This window comes from Pseudomonas sp. 05N433, assembly GCF_056396925.1.
In genome coordinates, this window is record NZ_JBFTML010000039.1 from 1 (window position 1) to 15,978 (window position 15,978).

General features: G+C 58.0%; 19 protein-coding genes. 13 read left to right on the forward strand and 6 right to left on the reverse strand.

The features are described from left to right. The coding region (locus AC1DIS_RS20110; RefSeq protein ID WP_477781042.1) for a zinc metalloprotease at positions 1-456 on the reverse strand (456 nt) is incomplete at its 3' end. A gap of 170 nt (positions 457-626) precedes the next feature. Between AC1DIS_RS20110 and AC1DIS_RS20115 the strand changes: the two genes are divergently transcribed. Both AC1DIS_RS20115 and AC1DIS_RS20120 read left to right on the forward strand, forming a co-directional pair. Further along, complete coding sequence (locus AC1DIS_RS20115) at positions 627-1,316, forward strand: MBL fold metallo-hydrolase (RefSeq protein WP_477744621.1); 690 nt, start codon at positions 627-629, stop codon at positions 1,314-1,316. A gap of 105 nt (positions 1,317-1,421) precedes the next feature. Further along, positions 1,422-2,153 carry a YiaD family glycine zipper/OmpA-like lipoprotein gene (locus AC1DIS_RS20120; protein ID WP_064616197.1) on the forward strand — a complete coding sequence of 244 codons (732 nt, stop codon included), beginning with the start codon at positions 1,422-1,424 and terminating at the stop codon, positions 2,151-2,153. A 150-nt stretch (positions 2,154-2,303) separates the two neighbouring features. Here the strand turns inward: AC1DIS_RS20120 and AC1DIS_RS20125 are convergent, their stop codons facing one another. Then, positions 2,304-2,738, reverse strand: a complete 435-nt coding sequence (locus tag AC1DIS_RS20125) for a Z-ring associated ZapG family protein (RefSeq protein WP_018930114.1) — start codon at positions 2,736-2,738, stop codon at positions 2,304-2,306. A gap of 144 nt (positions 2,739-2,882) precedes the next feature. Between AC1DIS_RS20125 and AC1DIS_RS20130 the strand changes: the two genes are divergently transcribed. The 3 genes from AC1DIS_RS20130 (at position 2,883) to zapE (ending at position 6,092) form a co-directional block, all read left to right on the forward strand. Further along, positions 2,883-3,527, forward strand: coding sequence for an alpha/beta hydrolase (locus AC1DIS_RS20130; protein ID WP_086946161.1), 645 nt, complete (start codon positions 2,883-2,885; stop codon positions 3,525-3,527). Between the two features lie 24 nt (positions 3,528-3,551). Then, on the forward strand, positions 3,552-4,907 hold the full coding sequence (locus tag AC1DIS_RS20135; protein WP_064616198.1) for a tryptophan--tRNA ligase: 1,356 nt from the start codon (positions 3,552-3,554) through the stop codon (positions 4,905-4,907). Between the two features lie 90 nt (positions 4,908-4,997). After that, positions 4,998-6,092, forward strand: a complete 1,095-nt coding sequence (zapE, locus tag AC1DIS_RS20140) for a cell division protein ZapE (protein ID WP_477781043.1) — start codon at positions 4,998-5,000, stop codon at positions 6,090-6,092. An 84-nt stretch (positions 6,093-6,176) separates the two neighbouring features. Here zapE and AC1DIS_RS20145 read toward each other — a convergent pair whose 3' ends face one another. Continuing rightward, positions 6,177-7,073 carry a GlxA family transcriptional regulator gene (locus AC1DIS_RS20145; protein ID WP_172901249.1) on the reverse strand — a complete coding sequence of 299 codons (897 nt, stop codon included), beginning with the start codon at positions 7,071-7,073 and terminating at the stop codon, positions 6,177-6,179. A 244-nt stretch (positions 7,074-7,317) separates the two neighbouring features. Between AC1DIS_RS20145 and AC1DIS_RS20150 the strand changes: the two genes are divergently transcribed. Further along, complete coding sequence (locus AC1DIS_RS20150; RefSeq protein WP_018930117.1) at positions 7,318-8,454, forward strand: acyl-CoA dehydrogenase family protein; 1,137 nt, start codon at positions 7,318-7,320, stop codon at positions 8,452-8,454. A 50-nt stretch (positions 8,455-8,504) separates the two neighbouring features. Here the strand turns inward: AC1DIS_RS20150 and AC1DIS_RS20155 are convergent, their stop codons facing one another. Beyond that, entirely contained in the window at positions 8,505-9,545 is a 1,041-nt protein-coding gene (locus AC1DIS_RS20155) for an NADP(H)-dependent aldo-keto reductase (protein ID WP_064616200.1), read from the reverse strand. A gap of 245 nt (positions 9,546-9,790) precedes the next feature. Here AC1DIS_RS20155 and rplM point away from each other — a divergent pair, with 245 nt between their 5' ends. The 7 genes from rplM (at position 9,791) to AC1DIS_RS20190 (ending at position 14,678) form a co-directional block, all read left to right on the forward strand. After that, positions 9,791-10,219 (forward strand): 50S ribosomal protein L13, encoded by a 429-nt coding sequence (gene rplM, locus AC1DIS_RS20160; RefSeq protein ID WP_007939824.1) that lies wholly within the window; start codon positions 9,791-9,793, stop codon positions 10,217-10,219. A gap of 14 nt (positions 10,220-10,233) precedes the next feature. Next, a complete protein-coding gene (rpsI, locus tag AC1DIS_RS20165) occupies positions 10,234-10,626 on the forward strand; it encodes a 30S ribosomal protein S9 (RefSeq protein ID WP_003228056.1) in 393 nt (130 codons plus the stop codon). 267 nt (positions 10,627-10,893) lie between these two features. Next, entirely contained in the window at positions 10,894-11,487 is a 594-nt protein-coding gene (gene petA, locus AC1DIS_RS20170) for a ubiquinol-cytochrome c reductase iron-sulfur subunit (protein ID WP_007939825.1), read from the forward strand. Next, positions 11,487-12,698 (forward strand): cytochrome b, encoded by a 1,212-nt coding sequence (locus AC1DIS_RS20175; protein WP_018930119.1) that lies wholly within the window; start codon positions 11,487-11,489, stop codon positions 12,696-12,698. Before petA ends, AC1DIS_RS20175 begins: the two co-directional genes overlap by 1 nt. Further along, entirely contained in the window at positions 12,698-13,480 is a 783-nt protein-coding gene (locus AC1DIS_RS20180) for a cytochrome c1 (protein WP_018930120.1), read from the forward strand. Before AC1DIS_RS20175 ends, AC1DIS_RS20180 begins: the two co-directional genes overlap by 1 nt. A gap of 150 nt (positions 13,481-13,630) precedes the next feature. Next, entirely contained in the window at positions 13,631-14,248 is a 618-nt protein-coding gene (locus AC1DIS_RS20185) for a glutathione S-transferase N-terminal domain-containing protein (protein ID WP_007939828.1), read from the forward strand. Between the two features lie 16 nt (positions 14,249-14,264). After that, positions 14,265-14,678, forward strand: a complete 414-nt coding sequence (locus tag AC1DIS_RS20190; RefSeq protein WP_064616201.1) for a ClpXP protease specificity-enhancing factor — start codon at positions 14,265-14,267, stop codon at positions 14,676-14,678. Between the two features lie 97 nt (positions 14,679-14,775). Here AC1DIS_RS20190 and AC1DIS_RS20195 read toward each other — a convergent pair whose 3' ends face one another. Together AC1DIS_RS20195 and AC1DIS_RS20200 are read right to left on the reverse strand one after the other, a co-directional pair. Next, positions 14,776-15,354 (reverse strand): BON domain-containing protein, encoded by a 579-nt coding sequence (locus tag AC1DIS_RS20195; RefSeq protein WP_018930122.1) that lies wholly within the window; start codon positions 15,352-15,354, stop codon positions 14,776-14,778. Continuing rightward, the gene (locus AC1DIS_RS20200; RefSeq protein WP_008025961.1) at positions 15,351-15,944 is read right to left on the reverse strand and encodes a phosphoheptose isomerase; all 594 of its coding nucleotides are present in this window, start codon (positions 15,942-15,944) and stop codon (positions 15,351-15,353) included. Before AC1DIS_RS20200 ends, AC1DIS_RS20195 begins: the two co-directional genes overlap by 4 nt. Positions 15,945-15,978: the final 34 nt, after the last annotated feature.

Genomic DNA, 15,978 nt, shown 5'->3' on the forward strand with positions numbered 1-15,978 from the left:
GTGCGTGCCTTTGACGGGGGCAGGGTTGTTCGTATCCGGGCTGATCCATACATCTCCGGCCAGCGGTGTCCGGTCGGGGAAGTAGGCCCAGGCAGCGGCGTCGTCGTCCATGTCCCAATAGCCGCCGAATCGCAAGTCGCCCACAGTGTTGATGTTGTCACTGACCAGAGTGAACTTGACGTTAGCCACGGCGCTCCAGGCGCCAAGCGCACCGGTCACGGCGTTTTGTTGAGCCGATGTCAGAGCGAAGCTGTTCAGGAATTCATTTTTTAAGCTGTATTTGGCAGAGAAATACGATTGGCCGGGGGTGACGAAACTATAGGTCAGCCTTGTCGCGAAGATGTCTGCGCCGAAGTCAGGGCTCAGCCAGGAGGTGCCATAGATCAGGCTGTCGACTTGTTGGTTACCGGTTAGAACAGATGGCTTTGTTAAAATGTAACCAAGAGGAGACGACATTCTAAATATCCTGAGAAGGCTGCGACCGTCCTGTATGTGGCCGCTACAAGGACGCGATTTTGCACCAGAGTCAGCGTCAATTGATATTACATGGCCACTATTTTTTTAATAATGGCGTCAAAAAACTGGCCAGTAAATCTGTGTCGACGTGCGACAGTGAGTCTTGAGGAATGCGCGCTGGTATCCTGTTCGAAATCGACTTATCAGGGCCTCCCGTGAACGCTCCGACCCCCACCCTCATCCGCGAAACCTTCCCCGTCGGCCCTTTGCAGTGCAACTGCACAATCATCGGCGACCCCATCACTAAAAAAGCCATCGTCGTCGACCCAGGCGGCAATCACGAGCTGATCCTGGCGCGGCTCGACGCCCTGGGCCTGAAGGTGGTCAGCATCATTCACACCCACGCACACCTCGATCACTTCCTCGCCTCCGGTCAGTTGAAGGAGAAAACCGGCGCGACCCTGCACCTGCATAAAGAAGATCAATTTCTCTGGGACAACCTGGAGATGCAGTGCCAGATGTTCGGTGTGCCTTACACCCCGGTGCCATCGCCGGATCGCTGGTTGGCCGATGATGAAGAGTTGGCGTGCGGGTGTGGCGTGGCGTTGCACACGCCGGGTCATACGCCGGGTTCCATGAGCTTTTGGTTTTCAGAGGCTAAGCTGCTGATTGCCGGTGACACGCTGTTCAAGCGTGGGGTAGGGCGCACGGATTTGTGGGGTGGTGATCAGGCAACACTCGTGCGATCGATCAAGCAGCGGTTGTATTCCCTCGACGAAGAGGCAACCGTGGTGTCCGGGCATGGCCCGGACACCTGTCTGGGCGATGAAATGCGCGGTAACCCCTTTGTAAGAGCTTGAAGGGCTCTGACGGAATTTTTGTCATTGCCAATGATCCAACACCCGCAAAGGTTCATTGCTTAAGTCCGTTGCACCACAGAATGCAAAAAAAGTAGGAGCTCCTCCATGTTCACCTCGCGTCGTTTGATCGTTGTCGCTACTGCAGTGGCTCTGTTGTCCGGTTGTGCATCGCCGAACCCTTATGACAACCAGGGTCAGGCCGATGGCAGCTCCACGGGCATGAGCAATACCGCCAAATACGGTGGCCTCGGCGCCCTGGCCGGTGCGCTGGCCGGTGCTGCCATCAGTCACGATAACCGTGGCAAGGGCGCGCTGATTGGCGCCGCCGTGGTGGGTGCTTCTGCTGCCGGTTACGGTTACTACGCCGACCAGCAAGAGAAAAAGCTGCGCGCCAGCATGGCCAACACCGGGGTTGAGGTGCAGCGCCAGGGCGATCAGATCAAGCTGATCATGCCGGGCAACATCACGTTCGCCACCGATTCGGCGAACATTGCCTCAAGCTTCTACCAGCCGCTGAACAACCTGGCGGGCTCGCTCAAGGAGTTCAACCAGAACCAGATCGAGATCGTCGGCTACACCGACAGCACCGGCAGCCGCCAGCACAACATGGACCTGTCCCAGCGTCGCGCCCAGAGCGTGGCGACTTACCTGACCTCACAGGGTGTCAGCGGCGCCAATCTGTCGGCACGTGGTGCCGGGCCGGATAACCCGATTGCCAGCAACGGTGATGCCAATGGCCGGGCACAGAACCGCCGCGTCGAGGTCAACCTGAAGGCGATTCCGGGCCAGCAATACGGCGGCCAGCAACAGCAAGGCACTGTCCAGCAGTACCCATGAGAGGCTGACCTCTCCCTGAAATGAAAATGCCCGATCCTTAAAGGATCGGGCATTTTTTTGTGTCGCTTGTTCAGGCGATGAAAAATTCAGAATAAAAAAGCCCTCGGACAATCACTCGTCCGAGGGCTTTTTGTGTCGCGCGAAACCTGATTACTTCTTCAGGCCGTAATGCTCATCGAGCATGCCCGGCGCGTTCGGGGCTTTGGGAGCGTAATCGCGAGGCGGTTCCTGATCGCGCGGTGGCGTCAGGCGTTCCCGTGGAGCCTGCACCGCGTCAGCGTGCAGGGCAGCCAGCAAGCGTTGGCGAGTCTGCTCGTCCAGGGCCAGACGGTTGGCACCCTCGGCGAGATGATCCTGCACTTCCTGATAGCTCTGAGTCAGTTTCTTGACCAGGGATGCAGTGCTGTTGAAGTGGGTGACCACTTCGTTCTGATACTTGTCAAAACGTTCCTGAATATCATCCAGCTGACGTTGCGTGCTGCTCGGAGCGGCATTCGGCACCAGGCGAGCGATCAGGAATCCAATGGCGACACCCACAACCAGGGCAAGAGTCGGCAACAACCAAACTAAGAGCGAGTGTTCCACGAGTCCTTCCTCTATAAACGGCTTTGCTTTACGTTAACGGCTCGAACCTGCGCTGTATACCGCGATTCACTCGCAATAGATTGGCACAGACAATTTGCTAGACGAGTCGACCCGATTCGAGGTCACGGAGTTCCTTCCTTGCTTATGCGCGAAACCCCTGTAGTGATTGATGGCCCGGTGGGTCAGTTGGAAGCCCTGTATCTGGAAAACATGAGCCCGGACAATGAGCAGCCCCGCGGCCTGGCGCTGATCTGCCATCCGAACCCGGTGCAGGGCGGCACGATGCTCAACAAAGTCGTCTCGACCCTGCAGCGCACCGCGCGCGATGCCGGTTTGATTACCTTGCGTTTCAACTACCGTGGCGTCGGTGCCAGTGAAGGCTCGCACGACATGGGCTCCGGCGAAGTCGACGATGCCCAGGCAGCGGCCGAGTGGCTGCGGGCCAAACATCCTGAATTACCTTTGACCCTGTTCGGTTTCTCCTTCGGCGGTTTTGTTGCAGCCAGTCTCGGCGGACGCCTGGAGGCCAAGGGTGAGCAGATCAAGCATCTGTTCATGGTCGCGCCTGCGGTCATGCGTCTGGGCGATCAGGATCAACTGCCGCACCAAGGTACATTGACCGTGATCCAGCCGGAAACCGACGAAGTGATCGATCCGCAACTCGTTTACGATTGGTCCGACGCACTCGATCGCCCCCATGAGCTGCTGAAAGTGGCAGAATGCGGACACTTTTTTCATGGCAAGCTGACCGATCTCAAGGATCTGATCCTGCCGCGTCTTTCGAATTGATTGCAGTCTGACAAGCGATTACCCATGACGACTCGTACCCGTATCCTCACCGGCATCACCACCACCGGCACGCCGCACCTGGGCAATTACGCGGGGGCTATCCGCCCGGCGATTCTTGCCAGCCGCGATAGCAATGCCGATTCGTTCTACTTCCTGGCCGACTACCACGCCCTGATCAAATGCGATGACCCGCTGCGCATCCAGCGCTCGCGTCTGGAAATCGCCGCGACCTGGCTGGCCGGTGGCCTGGACGTGGACCGGGTGACGTTCTATCGCCAGTCCGACATCCCGGAAATCCCGGAGCTGACCTGGCTGCTGACCTGCGTGGCCGCCAAGGGCTTGCTCAACCGTGCCCACGCCTACAAGGCGTCGGTGGACAAGAACGTCGAGAATGGCGAAGACCCGGATGCGGGCATCACCATGGGCCTGTACAGCTACCCGGTGCTGATGGCCGCGGACATCCTGATGTTCAACGCCCACAAGGTGCCGGTCGGTCGTGACCAGATCCAGCACGTGGAAATGGCCCGTGACATCGGCCAGCGCTTCAACCACTTGTTCGGCCAGGGCAAGGAGTTCTTCACCATGCCCGAAGCGCTGATCGAGGAAAGCGTCGCCACGCTGCCAGGCCTCGACGGTCGCAAGATGTCGAAGAGCTACGACAACACCATTCCGTTGTTCAGCAGCGCCAAAGAGATGAAAGACGCGATTTCGCGGATCGTGACCGACTCCCGTGCCCCGGGCGAAGCCAAAGATCCGGACAATTCGCACCTGTTCACCTTGTTCCAGGCTTTCGCTACACCGGCACAAGCCGACGAGTTCCGCAGCGAATTGCTCCAGGGCCTGGGTTGGGGCGAGGCGAAGAATCGCCTGTTCCAGTTGCTGGACAACGAGTTGGGCGAGTCCCGCGATCGTTATCACCAGTTGATCGGCCGCCCGGCAGACCTGGAAGACATCCTGCAGCTCGGCGCCAAAAAGGCCCGTGCAGTGGCCACGCCGTTCCTCAACGAGTTGCGTGAAGCGGTCGGCCTGCGTTCTTTCGTCGCCCAGACTCAAGTCGCTGCCACCACCAAGAAGAAAGCCGCGAAAGCCGCGCGCTTCGTCAGCTTCCGTGAAGACGATGGCAGTTTCCGCTTCCGTCTGCTGGCGGCCGATGGCGAGCAGCTGCTGCTGTCGCGCCACTTCGCCGATGGCAAAACCGCAGGTCAGGTGACCAAACAACTGCAATCCGGCCAGCCATTGGACGTGCGCAGTGAAGACCTGAACTTCAGCGTCTGGCTGGAAGGCGAGTGCGTGGCCGACAGCCCGGCCTTCGCCGACAGTGCTGCTCGCGATGCTGCCATCGGCGCATTGCGGGTTGCACTGACACCGGTTCAGGAATAAACAACGGTTCGGTCCGACCAAGGGCCGATTGCCATTCCCATGGGCCGTCGCTACAGTGACGGCCCGTTTTTGTTGCCTTGCTAACGAATTATGACGCCCCTAGAACGATACCAAGCTGATCTGAAACGCCCGGAATTCTTCCACGATGCTGCGCAGGAAACGGCAGTGCGTCATTTGCAGCGCCTGTACGACGATCTGGTCGCGGCCTCGCAGAACAAACCGGGCCTGCTCGGCAAACTGTTTGGCAAGAAGGACCAGGCGCCGGTCAAGGGCCTGTACTTCTGGGGCGGCGTGGGTCGCGGCAAGACTTACCTGGTCGACACCTTCTTTGAAGCGCTGTCGTTCAAGGAAAAGACCCGTACTCACTTCCACCGCTTCATGAAGCGCGTGCACGAAGAGATGAAGACTCTGGGCGGCGAGAAAAACCCGCTGACGATCATCGCCAAGCGCTTTTCCGACGAGACGCGAGTGATCTGTTTCGATGAATTCTTCGTCTCCGACATCACCGACGCCATGATCCTTGGCACGCTGATGGAAGAGCTGTTCAAGAACGGCGTGACCCTGGTCGCGACCTCGAACATCGTGCCGGACGGTCTGTACAAGGACGGCCTGCAACGTGCGCGCTTCTTGCCGGCCATTGCGCTGATCAAGCAGAACACCGAAATCGTCAACGTCGACAGCGGCGTCGATTACCGTCTGCGTCACCTCGAGCAAGCGGAGCTGTTCCACTTCCCGCTGGACGAAGCCGCCCAGGAAAGCCTGCGCAAGAGTTTCCGGGCCCTGACGCCGGAATGCACGGCTGCCGTCGAGAACGACGTGCTGATGATCGAGAACCGTGAAATCCGCGCCGTGCGCACTTGCGATGACGTGGCCTGGTTCGACTTCCGCGAACTGTGCGACGGCCCGCGCAGCCAGAACGACTACATCGAACTGGGCAAGATCTTCCATGCCGTGTTGCTCAGCGGCGTCGAGCAGATGAGCGTCACCACCGACGACATCGCCCGACGTTTTATCAACATGGTCGACGAGTTCTACGACCGCAACGTGAAGCTGATCATCTCCGCCGAAGTCGAGCTTAAAGACCTCTACACCGGCGGTCGCCTGACCTTCGAGTTCCAGCGCACGCTTAGCCGCTTGCTGGAAATGCAGTCTCACGAATTCCTGTCCCGGGCGCACAAGCCGTAGGACATTTCGGAAAATAAAAAGGGCCTGCATTGCAGGCCCTTTTTTATGCGCGCTGAAGAGCCAATCTGGATTGGTGTCCAGCCCTTAAGCTGCTTGTTGAAACTGCTGCCGATACTGATTCGGCGACAACTCCGTATGCTGGCGGAACAGTCGGGCGAAGAAGCTCGCATCGTCGTATCCGACTTCATAGCTGATGGTCTTGATGCTCTTGCGGCTGCCGGACAACAAGCCCTTGGCGGTCTCGATGCGCAGGCGTTGCAGGTAATGCAGCGGTTTATCGCCGGTGGCGGTCTGGAAGCGTCGCATGAAGTTGCGGATGCTCATGCCGTGTTCGCGGGCCACGTCTTCGAAGCGGAATTTATCGGCGAAGTGTTCTTCGAGCCAATGCTGGATCTGCAGGATGATCACATCCTGGTGCAGTTTTTGCCCGCCGAAACCGATCCGCCCCGGCGCATAGCTGCGTTGCACTTCGTAGAGAATGTCGCGAGCCACGGCCTGGGCCACGTTGGCACCGCAAAAGCGCTCGATCAGGTAAATGTAGAGGTCGCAGGCCGAGGTGGTGCCGCCGGCGCAATACAGGTTGTCGGCGTCGGTCAGGTGTTTGTCCTGGTTGAGGTGAACCTGAGGGAAGCGCTCGGCGAAAGCATTGAAGAAGCGCCAGTACGTGGTCGCTTCCTTACCGTTGAGCAGCCCGGCTTCGGCGAGCCAGAACACCCCCGTGGCCTCGCCACACAGCACTGCCCCGCGGGCGTGTTGTTCGCGCAGCCACGGCAGGACCTGTGGATAACGTTTGCAGAGCGTGTCGAAATCGTCCCAGAAGGCGGGGAGGATGATGACGTCGGCATTTTCCAGGCCGCCGTCCACCGGCATGATCACGTCGCTGAAGCTGTTCACCGGTTTGCCGTCGGGGCTGACCAGTCGGGTTTCGAACGCCGGTGTCAGGCCGTGGCCCAGTTGTTTGCCATAGCGCAGGCTGGCCAGATGGAAGAAATCCTTGGCTTGCATGAGGGTGGAAGCGAAAACCCGGTCGATAGCCAGGATGCTGACGCGCCGCAAGGGCTTGGAGGCTTGGTTAGACATAATTCAACTTTATTCTTATAGGGGAAAGTGGTCACCAGACGGCTGGATCGTCTTATTTTTTGTCGGATGTGTCCAGTGTCCTGTATCGGAAGCGAGGCTTAGTCTCTGAAGATCAATTCCGTCTGACAATAACGACAGGTGACGCATGATCCCCAGAACCTTGTTCAGCCCCGAGCACGAACTTTTTCGCGACAGCGTGCGAACATTCCTCGAAAAAGAGGCCGTGCCGTTCCATGGGCAATGGGAGAAACAAGGCTATATCGACCGCAATCTCTGGAACAAGGCGGGGGAGGCGGGGATGCTCTGTTCGCATCTGCCGGAAGAATACGGCGGGCTGGGGGCAGACTTTCTCTATAGCGCAGTGGTGATCGAGGAGGTCGGTCGTCTGGGGCTGACCGGGATCGGATTTTCTCTTCATTCGGACATTGTTGCGCCTTATATCCTGCATTACGGCAGTGAGGCGCTGAAACACAAATACCTGCCCAAGCTGGTGTCTGGCGAGATGGTCACTGCGATCGCCATGACCGAGCCGGGTGCTGGCTCCGACCTGCAGGGGGTGAAGACTACTGCGGTGCTGGAGGGCGACGAATACGTGATCAACGGTTCGAAGACTTTCATCACCAACGGCTTTCTGGCTGACCTGGTGATCGTCGTGGCCAAGACTGATCCGAAAGCGGGGGCGAAGGGCACCAGTCTGTTTCTGGTGGAGGCCAACACGCCGGGTTTCGCCAAGGGCAAGCGCCTGGAAAAGGTCGGCATGAAGGCTCAAGACACCTCGGAGCTGTTCTTCCAGGACGTTCGGGTGCCCAAGGAAAACCTGTTGGGCCAAGCGGGGATGGGCTTCGCTTACCTGATGCAGGAATTACCGCAGGAGCGCTTGACGGTCGCGGTGGGAGGCTTGGCGTCAGCCGAAGCGGCGTTGCAGTGGACGCTGGATTACACCCGTGAACGCAAGGCTTTCGGCAAGGCCATCGCCGACTTCCAGAACACCCGCTTCAAGCTCGCTGAAATGGCGACCGAGATCCAGATCGGCCGGGTTTTCGTCGATCGCTGCCTGGAACTGCATCTGCAAGGCAAGCTCGACGTGCCGACGGCGGCGATGGCCAAGTACTGGGGCACCGACCTGCAATGCAAGGTGCTCGACGAATGCGTGCAGTTGCATGGCGGTTACGGATTCATGTGGGAATACCCGATCGCCCGGGCATGGGCGGATGCGCGGGTGCAGCGGATTTATGCCGGGACCAATGAAATCATGAAGGAGATTATTGCGCGGTCGCTGTAATGCAGCGTGATCGTTCCCACGCAGAGCGTGGGAACGATCGTCGACGTAAGTTACGGTGCCGGATTCGGCTGATCCTGGTGTATCGCCTCAATGCCTGCCAGCACTTCATCCGACAGCTTCAAATCGACGCTGGCAATGTTGCTGTCCAGTTGCTCAAGCGTGGTGGCGCCAATGATGTTGCTGGTTACGAACGGTTGCTGCGTGACGAACGCCAGTGCCATCTGCGCCGGGTCCAGGCCGTGTTCACGAGCCAGTGCCACGTAACGACTGCACGCTGCTTCCGACTGTGGGTTGAAATAGCGGCTGAAGCGGCTGTAGAGGCTCAGGCGACCTTTGGGCGGACGCGCGCCACCTTCGTACTTGCCCGACAGAAAGCCGAACGCCAGTGGCGAGTAGGCCAGCAAGCCACATTGTTCGCGGATGGCAATTTCCGCCAGGCCGACTTCGAAGCTGCGATTGAGCAGGTTGTAGGGGTTCTGGATGGATACCGCGCGGGGCCAGCCACGGGCTTCGGCGAGGGCAAGGAAGCGCATGGTGCCCCACGGGGTTTCGTTGGACAGGCCGATGTGGCGGATCTTGCCAGCCTTGACCTGTTCGTCCAGCGCTTCGAGGGTGTCCTCCAGTGGCGTCAGATTGGCTTCGATCTTGTGTTTGTAACCGAGCTGGCCAAAGAAATTGGTACTGCGTTCCGGCCAGTGCAGTTGATAGAGGTCGATGTAATCGGTCTGCAAGCGCTTGAGGCTGGCGTCCACGGCTTCGCTGATGTGTTGGCGGTTGTGCCGCAGGTTTTTGTCGCGAATGTAGTCGATGGTGTTGCCGGGGCCGGCGATCTTGCTCGCCAGGATCCAGTCGGCGCGATCGCCGCGACTTTTGAAGTAGTTGCCGATGTAGCGCTCGGTGGTGGCGTAGGTGTCGGCCTTGGGCGGCACCGGGTACATCTCGGCGGTGTCGATGAAATTGATCCCGGCGCCCTTGGCGCGTTCGATCTGGGCGAAGGCTTCAGCCTCACTGTTTTGCTCGCCCCAGGTCATGGTGCCGAGGCAGATGGCGCTCACGTTCAGATCGGTACGGCCTAGCTGGCGATAGTCCATCGGGTGCTCCTTGGGCAAAACAATCATAAAAGCAGGTTGAAATATTTTTCGCAATCTGCATAATTGCGCACCTCTTTCTGCAGTGGAAGTGATGCGCCGCCGCCGAAGAATCTTGCCGTTGAACGGACGCGCCGACCCGAGCCCCCGAAAGCGTCTGTATCCGGCTGCCTTTGACTTGTCAAAGTACGCACTATTCAGTAAGATCCGCCGTCTAATTTACAGGGCGGCCCCTGAGGCTATAAAGAATGAAAACTTTTACTGCTAAACCGGAAACAGTAAAGCGCGACTGGTTTGTCGTCGACGCTGCTGGTCAGACCCTGGGTCGTCTGGCCACTGAAATCGCGAGCCGTCTGCGTGGCAAGCACAAGGCTGAGTACACTCCTCACGTTGATACCGGCGACTACATCGTCGTAATCAACGCTGAGCAAGTACGTGTTACTGGCGCTAAAACCACTGACAAAATGTACTACTCCCACTCCGGTTTCCCGGGCGGCATCAAGTCGATCAACTTCGAAAAGCTGATCGCTAAAGCCCCTGAGCGCGTGATCGAGACCGCGGTCAAAGGCATGCTGCCTAAGAACCCGCTGGGTCGCGACATGTATCGTAAGCTGAAAGTCTATGCGGGCGCTGCTCACCCTCATACTGCTCAGCAGCCCCAAGAACTGAAGTTTTAACGGAATAGTTCATTATGTCGGCGACTCAAAATTACGGCACTGGCCGTCGCAAGACTGCAACCGCACGCGTTTTCCTGCGTCCGGGCACTGGTAACATCTCCATCAACAACCGTTCGCTGGATAATTTCTTCGGCCGCGAAACTGCCCGCATGGTAGTTCGTCAGCCGCTGGAATTGACTGAGACTGTCGAGAAGTTCGACATCTACGTCACCGTGATCGGCGGTGGTGTAAGTGGTCAAGCTGGCGCAATCCGCCACGGTATCACTCGCGCTCTGATGGACTACGACGAAACTCTGCGCTCTGCTCTGCGCAAAGCTGGCTTCGTAACCCGCGATGCACGTGAAGTTGAACGTAAGAAAGTCGGTCTGCGTAAAGCGCGTAAGCGTCCGCAGTACTCGAAGCGTTAATTCGCTTTCACGTTCAAAAAGAACGCCCAGTTTCCTTGCGAAGCTGGGCGTTTTTTTATGGGCGCTATTTATCAACGAATTGCGCTGTGACAACTTGCCACATCCGCAGAGGCCCTATACTACAAGGCTTGGCAGTGGAGCCCTTCGGTAATTACCTTGTCAGAATTGGGGCTTTTCATTACCATTCGGCAAAATTTTTATAAGTTCAGATTTTTACTTAGTAGACGCCTGATTTAACAGGCCACAAAGCTGATGGGAGAGGACTGAATGAGCAATGACGGCGTGAATGCAGGCCGGCGTCGCTTCTTGGTAGCAGCCACATCCGTGGTGGGTGCTGCAGGAGCGGTGGGGGCTGCGGTCCCGTTCGTGGGGTCATGGTTTCCCAGTGCCAAGGCGAAAGCCGCAGGTGCACCGGTGAAAGTGAATGTCAGCAAAATCGAGCCAGGCCAGCAAATGATTGCTGAGTGGCGCGGCCAGCCGGTGTTCATCGTCCGCCGTACCGAGGAAATCCTGGGGAATCTGAAAAAGATTGAGGGCCAGCTGTCTGACCCCGCCTCCAAGAACTCGACGCAACCGACCTATGTCGACCCGCAGACGCGTTCGATCAAGCCAGAAGTCCTGCTGCTGATCGGTATCTGCACTCACCTGGGGTGCTCGCCGACCTTCCGTCCAGAAGTGGCACCTGCCGATCTGGGCAAGGATTGGGTCGGGGGCTACTTCTGCCCTTGCCACGGTTCCCACTACGATTTGGCTGGCCGCGTCTACAAGTCGCAACCCGCGCCTTTGAACCTGCCAGTTCCCCCGCATTCCTATGAGACCGATGACATTATTGTCGTTGGCGTCGATACGGAGAAAGCGTGATGAGCAAGTTCATGGATTGGGTTGATGCGCGCTTCCCCGCGACCAAAATGTGGGAAGACCATCTCAGCAAGTATTACGCCCCGAAGAACTTCAACTTCTTCTATTTCTTTGGCTCCCTGGCGCTGCTCGTTCTGGTCAACCAGATCGTTACCGGTGTCTGGCTGACCATGAGCTATACCCCGTCGGCGGAAGAAGCATTCGCTTCCGTCGAATACATCATGCGCGACGTCGAGTACGGCTCGATCCTGCGTCTGCTGCACTCCACTGGCGCTTCGGCGTTCTTCATCGTGGTTTATCTGCACATGTTCCGTGGCCTGCTCTACGGTTCGTACCAGAAGCCGCGTGAGCTGGTGTGGGTGTTCGGCATGCTGATCTACCTGGCGCTGATGGCTGAAGCCTTCATGGGTTACCTGCTGCCGTGGGGCCAGATGTCCTACTGGGGCGCCCAGGTGATCATCTCGCTGTTCGGTGCGATCCCGGTCATCGGAAACGACCTGACCCAGTGGATCCGTGGTGACTACCTGATTTCCGGTATTACCCTGAACCGTTTCTTCGCCTTGCATGTGGTTGCCTTGCCGATCGTGATCCTTGGCCTGGTGGTGCTGCACATTCTGGCGTTGCACGAAGTGGGTTCGAACAACCCGGACGGCGTGGACATCAAGAAACACAAAGACGAAAACGGCGTACCGCTGGACGGCATTGCTTTCCATCCGTACTACACCGTGAAAGATATCGTCGGCGTGGTGGTGTTCCTGTTCATCTTCTGCGCGATCGTGTTCTTCTTCCCGGAAATGGGCGGCTACTTCCTCGAGAAGCCGAACTTTGAAGTGGCGAACGCCTTCAAGACCCCTGAGCACATCGCTCCGGTCTGGTACTTCACGCCGTTCTACGCGATTCTGCGGGCCGTTCCGGACAAGCTCCTGGGTGTTGTTGCCATGGGTGCTTCGATTGCCTTGCTGTTCGTCCTGCCCTGGCTTGACCGTAGCCCGGTCAAGTCCATGCGCTACAAGGGCTGGCTGAGCAAGATCTGGCTCTGGGTATTCTGCATCTCCTTCGTGATTCTTGGCTGGCTGGGCGTCATGGCGCCTACCCCGGAACGTACGTTGCTGTCGCAGGTTTGTACCTTCCTGTACTTCGCCTACTTCATTCTGATGCCGTTCTACACCAGGCTCGAGAAGACCAAACCGGTTCCGGAAAGGGTGACTGGCTGATGAAAAAACTATTTGCTGTACTGATTCTTGCTGCGCTGCCAGCACTGTCCTTCGCGGCCGAACACGGCGGCCCAGAGCTGGAAAAAGTCGACATCGACGTTTCCGACAAGGCTGCCATGCAGGATGGCGCACGTACGTTCGCCAACTATTGCATGGGCTGCCACAGTGCCAAGTTCCAGCGCTACGAGCGTGTCGCCGATGACCTGGGCATTCCTCACGAGCTGATGCTCGAGAAGCTGGTGTTCACTGGCGCCAAGATCGGCGACCACATGAGCATCGGCATGCAGCCGGCTGACGCCAAGACCTGGTTTGGTGCGGCGCCACCCGACCTGACACTGGTGGCTCGCGTTCGTGGCACGGATTGGCTCTATGGCTACCTGCGTTCGTTCTATGAAGACCCGTCGCGTCCATGGGGCGTGAACAACAAGGTGTTCCCGAACGTCGGCATGCCTAACGTTCTGGTCGGCTTGCAGGGTCGCCAGGTGGTAGGCTGTAAACAGGTTCAAGTCGTCGATGACGGCAAGAAGCAGTTCGATCCGCTGACCGGCACCGCTTTGACTCATGAAGCCTGCGATCAACTGACCGTATTGCCGAAAACCGGCACGCTGACCGAAGAGCAGTTCAACGAGAAGGTCAAGAATCTGGTGACCTTCCTGGCCTACTCGGCCAACCCGGTGAAGCTGCAGCATCAGCGCATCGGTACCTATGTGTTGCTGTACCTGGCGTTCTTCTTCGTATTCGCTTACTTGCTCAAGCGTGAATACTGGAAAGACGTCCATTGATAACGTTGTAAGCCATTGCTGTTAATCGCACGCGCCCAGGGGCGTCTCTGAAGGTGTAACGAGTCTGGTGATCCAGGCGTTACGGGAGGCGCCCTCTGGGCGCGCGTGTTTTTCCGTTTTCGATAATTTCAACAAGCGAGGAGGACCGCCATGGGCGTGACCAATCGGTTGGCCTGTTACTCCGACCCCGCCGACCACTATTCCCACCGAGTGCGCATCGTACTTGCAGAGAAGGGTGTCAGCGCCGAGATCATTTACGTGGAGGCTGGTCGTCAGCCGCCTAAACTGATTGAAGTGAACCCTTACGGAAGCCTGCCCACCCTGGTCGATCGTGACTTGGCGTTGTGGGAGTCGACCGTGGTGATGGAATATCTGGATGAGCGTTACCCGCATCCGCCACTACTGCCGGTTTATCCTGTGGCGCGTGCCAACAGTCGCCTGCTGATTCATCGCATTCAGCGTGATTGGTGTGGCCTGGTGGATCTGATTCTGGATTCGCGGACCAAGGAAGCAGCTCGCGTGGTGGCTCGTAAAGAGCTGCGCGAAAGCCTGACAGGCGTGTCGCCGCTATTCGCCGACAAGCCGTTTTTCCTCAGTGAGGAACAAAGTCTGGTGGATTGCTGCCTACTACCAATACTCTGGCGATTGCCGATTTTGGGTATAGAACTGCCGCGGCCTGCCAAGCCGCTGCTTGATTACATGGAGCGCCAGTTTGCGCGTGAGGCTTTCCAGGCGAGTCTGTCTGGTGTCGAACGCGATATGCGCTAAGGCTTAAGGAGCCGCTATGAACTCCAGTCGACCTTATCTGGTCCGCGCGCTCTACGAGTGGATTGTGGACAACGATTGCACCCCGCACATGCTGGTCAATTCCGAGTATCCGTCGGTACAGGTGCCTCAGGGTTTTGCCAGTGACGGGCAGATTGTCCTGAACGTATCCCCGGCAGCCGTGCGTCATTTGCACATGGATAACGAGGCGGTCAGTTTCGAAGGGCGCTTCGGTGGCGTGCCGCACACCCTGTACGTGCCTATCGCGTCGATCCTGGGCATTTACGCTCGGGAGAACGGCCAGGGCATGGTGTTCGATATGGAATCGCCGCTAGAGGACGAGGAAGACATCGAGCCGGATGATGATATCCCGCCACCCGACAGCGAGCCACCGCGTCCCAGCGGTCGACCCAGTTTGAAGGTGGTGAAGTAATAAAAAAGGCGATCCGCAAGGATCGCCTTTTTTATTACTGTTGGAGCCAGGCTTGCCGGCGAAGGCGATCTCAAGGATGCCATCGCGTAAGCAAGTATCAGTCGATGTACTCAAACAGCTTCACAATCTTCTGCACGCCAGAAACGCCTTGCACCAGATTGGTCGCCTGCGCCGCTTCCTGCTTGGTCAGCAGGCCGAGCAGATAAACGATGCCGTTCTCGGTCACAACCTTGATGCGCGAGCCCGGGATGGAGGGGTCGGTGAGCATCTGAGTCTTGATCTTGGTGGTCAGCCAGGTGTCGTTCTGGCGTGCCAGCAGCGAGGAGGGCTGCAGCACTTGCAGTTCGTTGTGCACCTTCTTCACGCGCTGAACGGAGGCGGCGACCTGTTCGGCCTTGGCCTTGAGGTCGGCGCGCGGGGTTTGCCCGGCGAGCAACACAACACCGTTGAAGCTGGTTACGACGATGTGCGAATCGTTGTCCAGGGCCGGATCGGCCTTGGCGATGTTCACGCCGACCTTGGTGTCGATCAGAGAGTCGTCGATCTTGCTGCCGAAGGTGCGCGTACCGCGGTCATCTTCGATCGGCGCTTCACGGCTGGCGTTAACCACTGATGTGCAGCCGCTGATGCCGAGGCACAGGGTCAAGGCCAGAAGGCTTAGGCGATTAGGGGTCATTCTTCACTCCCGAACAGTTGGCTGTCGATCAGATCGCAAAGGCAATGGATCGCCAGCAGGTGGACTTCCTGAATACGTGCAGTGACATTGGCCGGTACGCGAATCTCGACGTCTTCAGGCAATAGCAGCGATGCCATGCCGCCGCCATCGCGACCCGTCAATGCTACGACAATCATTTCGCGATCATGTGCGGCCTGGATCGCTTGAATAATGTTCGCCGAGTTGCCGCTGGTGGAAATCGCCAGCAATACGTCGCCCGGCTGGCCGAGGGCGCGGATCTGTTTGGAGAAGATTTCGTTGTAGCTGTAATCGTTGGCAATCGAGGTGATCGTCGAGCTGTCGGTGGTCAGCGCAATGGCTGGCAGGCTCGGACGTTCACGCTCGAAGCGATTGAGCAGCTCGGACGAAAAGTGCTGTGCATCGCCGGCGGAGCCACCGTTGCCGCACGAAAGCATTTTGCCCTCGTTGAGCAGGGCGTTGACCATCACCTGGCTGGCTTGCTCGATGTGCGGTGCAAGTACGTCCATCGCCATTTGCTTGGTGTCGATACTGGCCTGAAAAAGCTGGCGAATTCGGGATTGCATGTCCATCTGTGTGACCTTAATTAGCGCGGCTACTTGGCAC

Coding starts and splice junctions, on each gene's coding strand:
- AC1DIS_RS20180 (WP_018930120.1), top strand. CDS start 12,698: ATGAAAAAACTATTTGCTGTACTGATTCTTGCTGCGCTGCCAGCACTG.
- petA (WP_007939825.1), top strand. CDS start 10,894: ATGAGCAATGACGGCGTGAATGCAGGCCGGCGTCGCTTCTTGGTAGCA.
- AC1DIS_RS20130 (WP_086946161.1), top strand. CDS start 2,883: ATGCGCGAAACCCCTGTAGTGATTGATGGCCCGGTGGGTCAGTTGGAA.
- AC1DIS_RS20155 (WP_064616200.1), bottom strand. CDS start 9,545: ATGGACTATCGCCAGCTAGGCCGTACCGATCTGAACGTGAGCGCCATC.
- rpsI (WP_003228056.1), top strand. CDS start 10,234: ATGTCGGCGACTCAAAATTACGGCACTGGCCGTCGCAAGACTGCAACC.
- AC1DIS_RS20135 (WP_064616198.1), top strand. CDS start 3,552: ATGACGACTCGTACCCGTATCCTCACCGGCATCACCACCACCGGCACG.
- AC1DIS_RS20190 (WP_064616201.1), top strand. CDS start 14,265: ATGAACTCCAGTCGACCTTATCTGGTCCGCGCGCTCTACGAGTGGATT.
- AC1DIS_RS20120 (WP_064616197.1), top strand. CDS start 1,422: ATGTTCACCTCGCGTCGTTTGATCGTTGTCGCTACTGCAGTGGCTCTG.
- AC1DIS_RS20195 (WP_018930122.1), bottom strand. CDS start 15,354: ATGACCCCTAATCGCCTAAGCCTTCTGGCCTTGACCCTGTGCCTCGGC.
- AC1DIS_RS20150 (WP_018930117.1), top strand. CDS start 7,318: ATGATCCCCAGAACCTTGTTCAGCCCCGAGCACGAACTTTTTCGCGAC.
- zapE (WP_477781043.1), top strand. CDS start 4,998: ATGACGCCCCTAGAACGATACCAAGCTGATCTGAAACGCCCGGAATTC.
- AC1DIS_RS20185 (WP_007939828.1), top strand. CDS start 13,631: ATGGGCGTGACCAATCGGTTGGCCTGTTACTCCGACCCCGCCGACCAC.
- AC1DIS_RS20200 (WP_008025961.1), bottom strand. CDS start 15,944: ATGGACATGCAATCCCGAATTCGCCAGCTTTTTCAGGCCAGTATCGAC.
- rplM (WP_007939824.1), top strand. CDS start 9,791: ATGAAAACTTTTACTGCTAAACCGGAAACAGTAAAGCGCGACTGGTTT.
- AC1DIS_RS20115 (WP_477744621.1), top strand. CDS start 627: ATGCGCGCTGGTATCCTGTTCGAAATCGACTTATCAGGGCCTCCCGTG.
- AC1DIS_RS20175 (WP_018930119.1), top strand. CDS start 11,487: ATGAGCAAGTTCATGGATTGGGTTGATGCGCGCTTCCCCGCGACCAAA.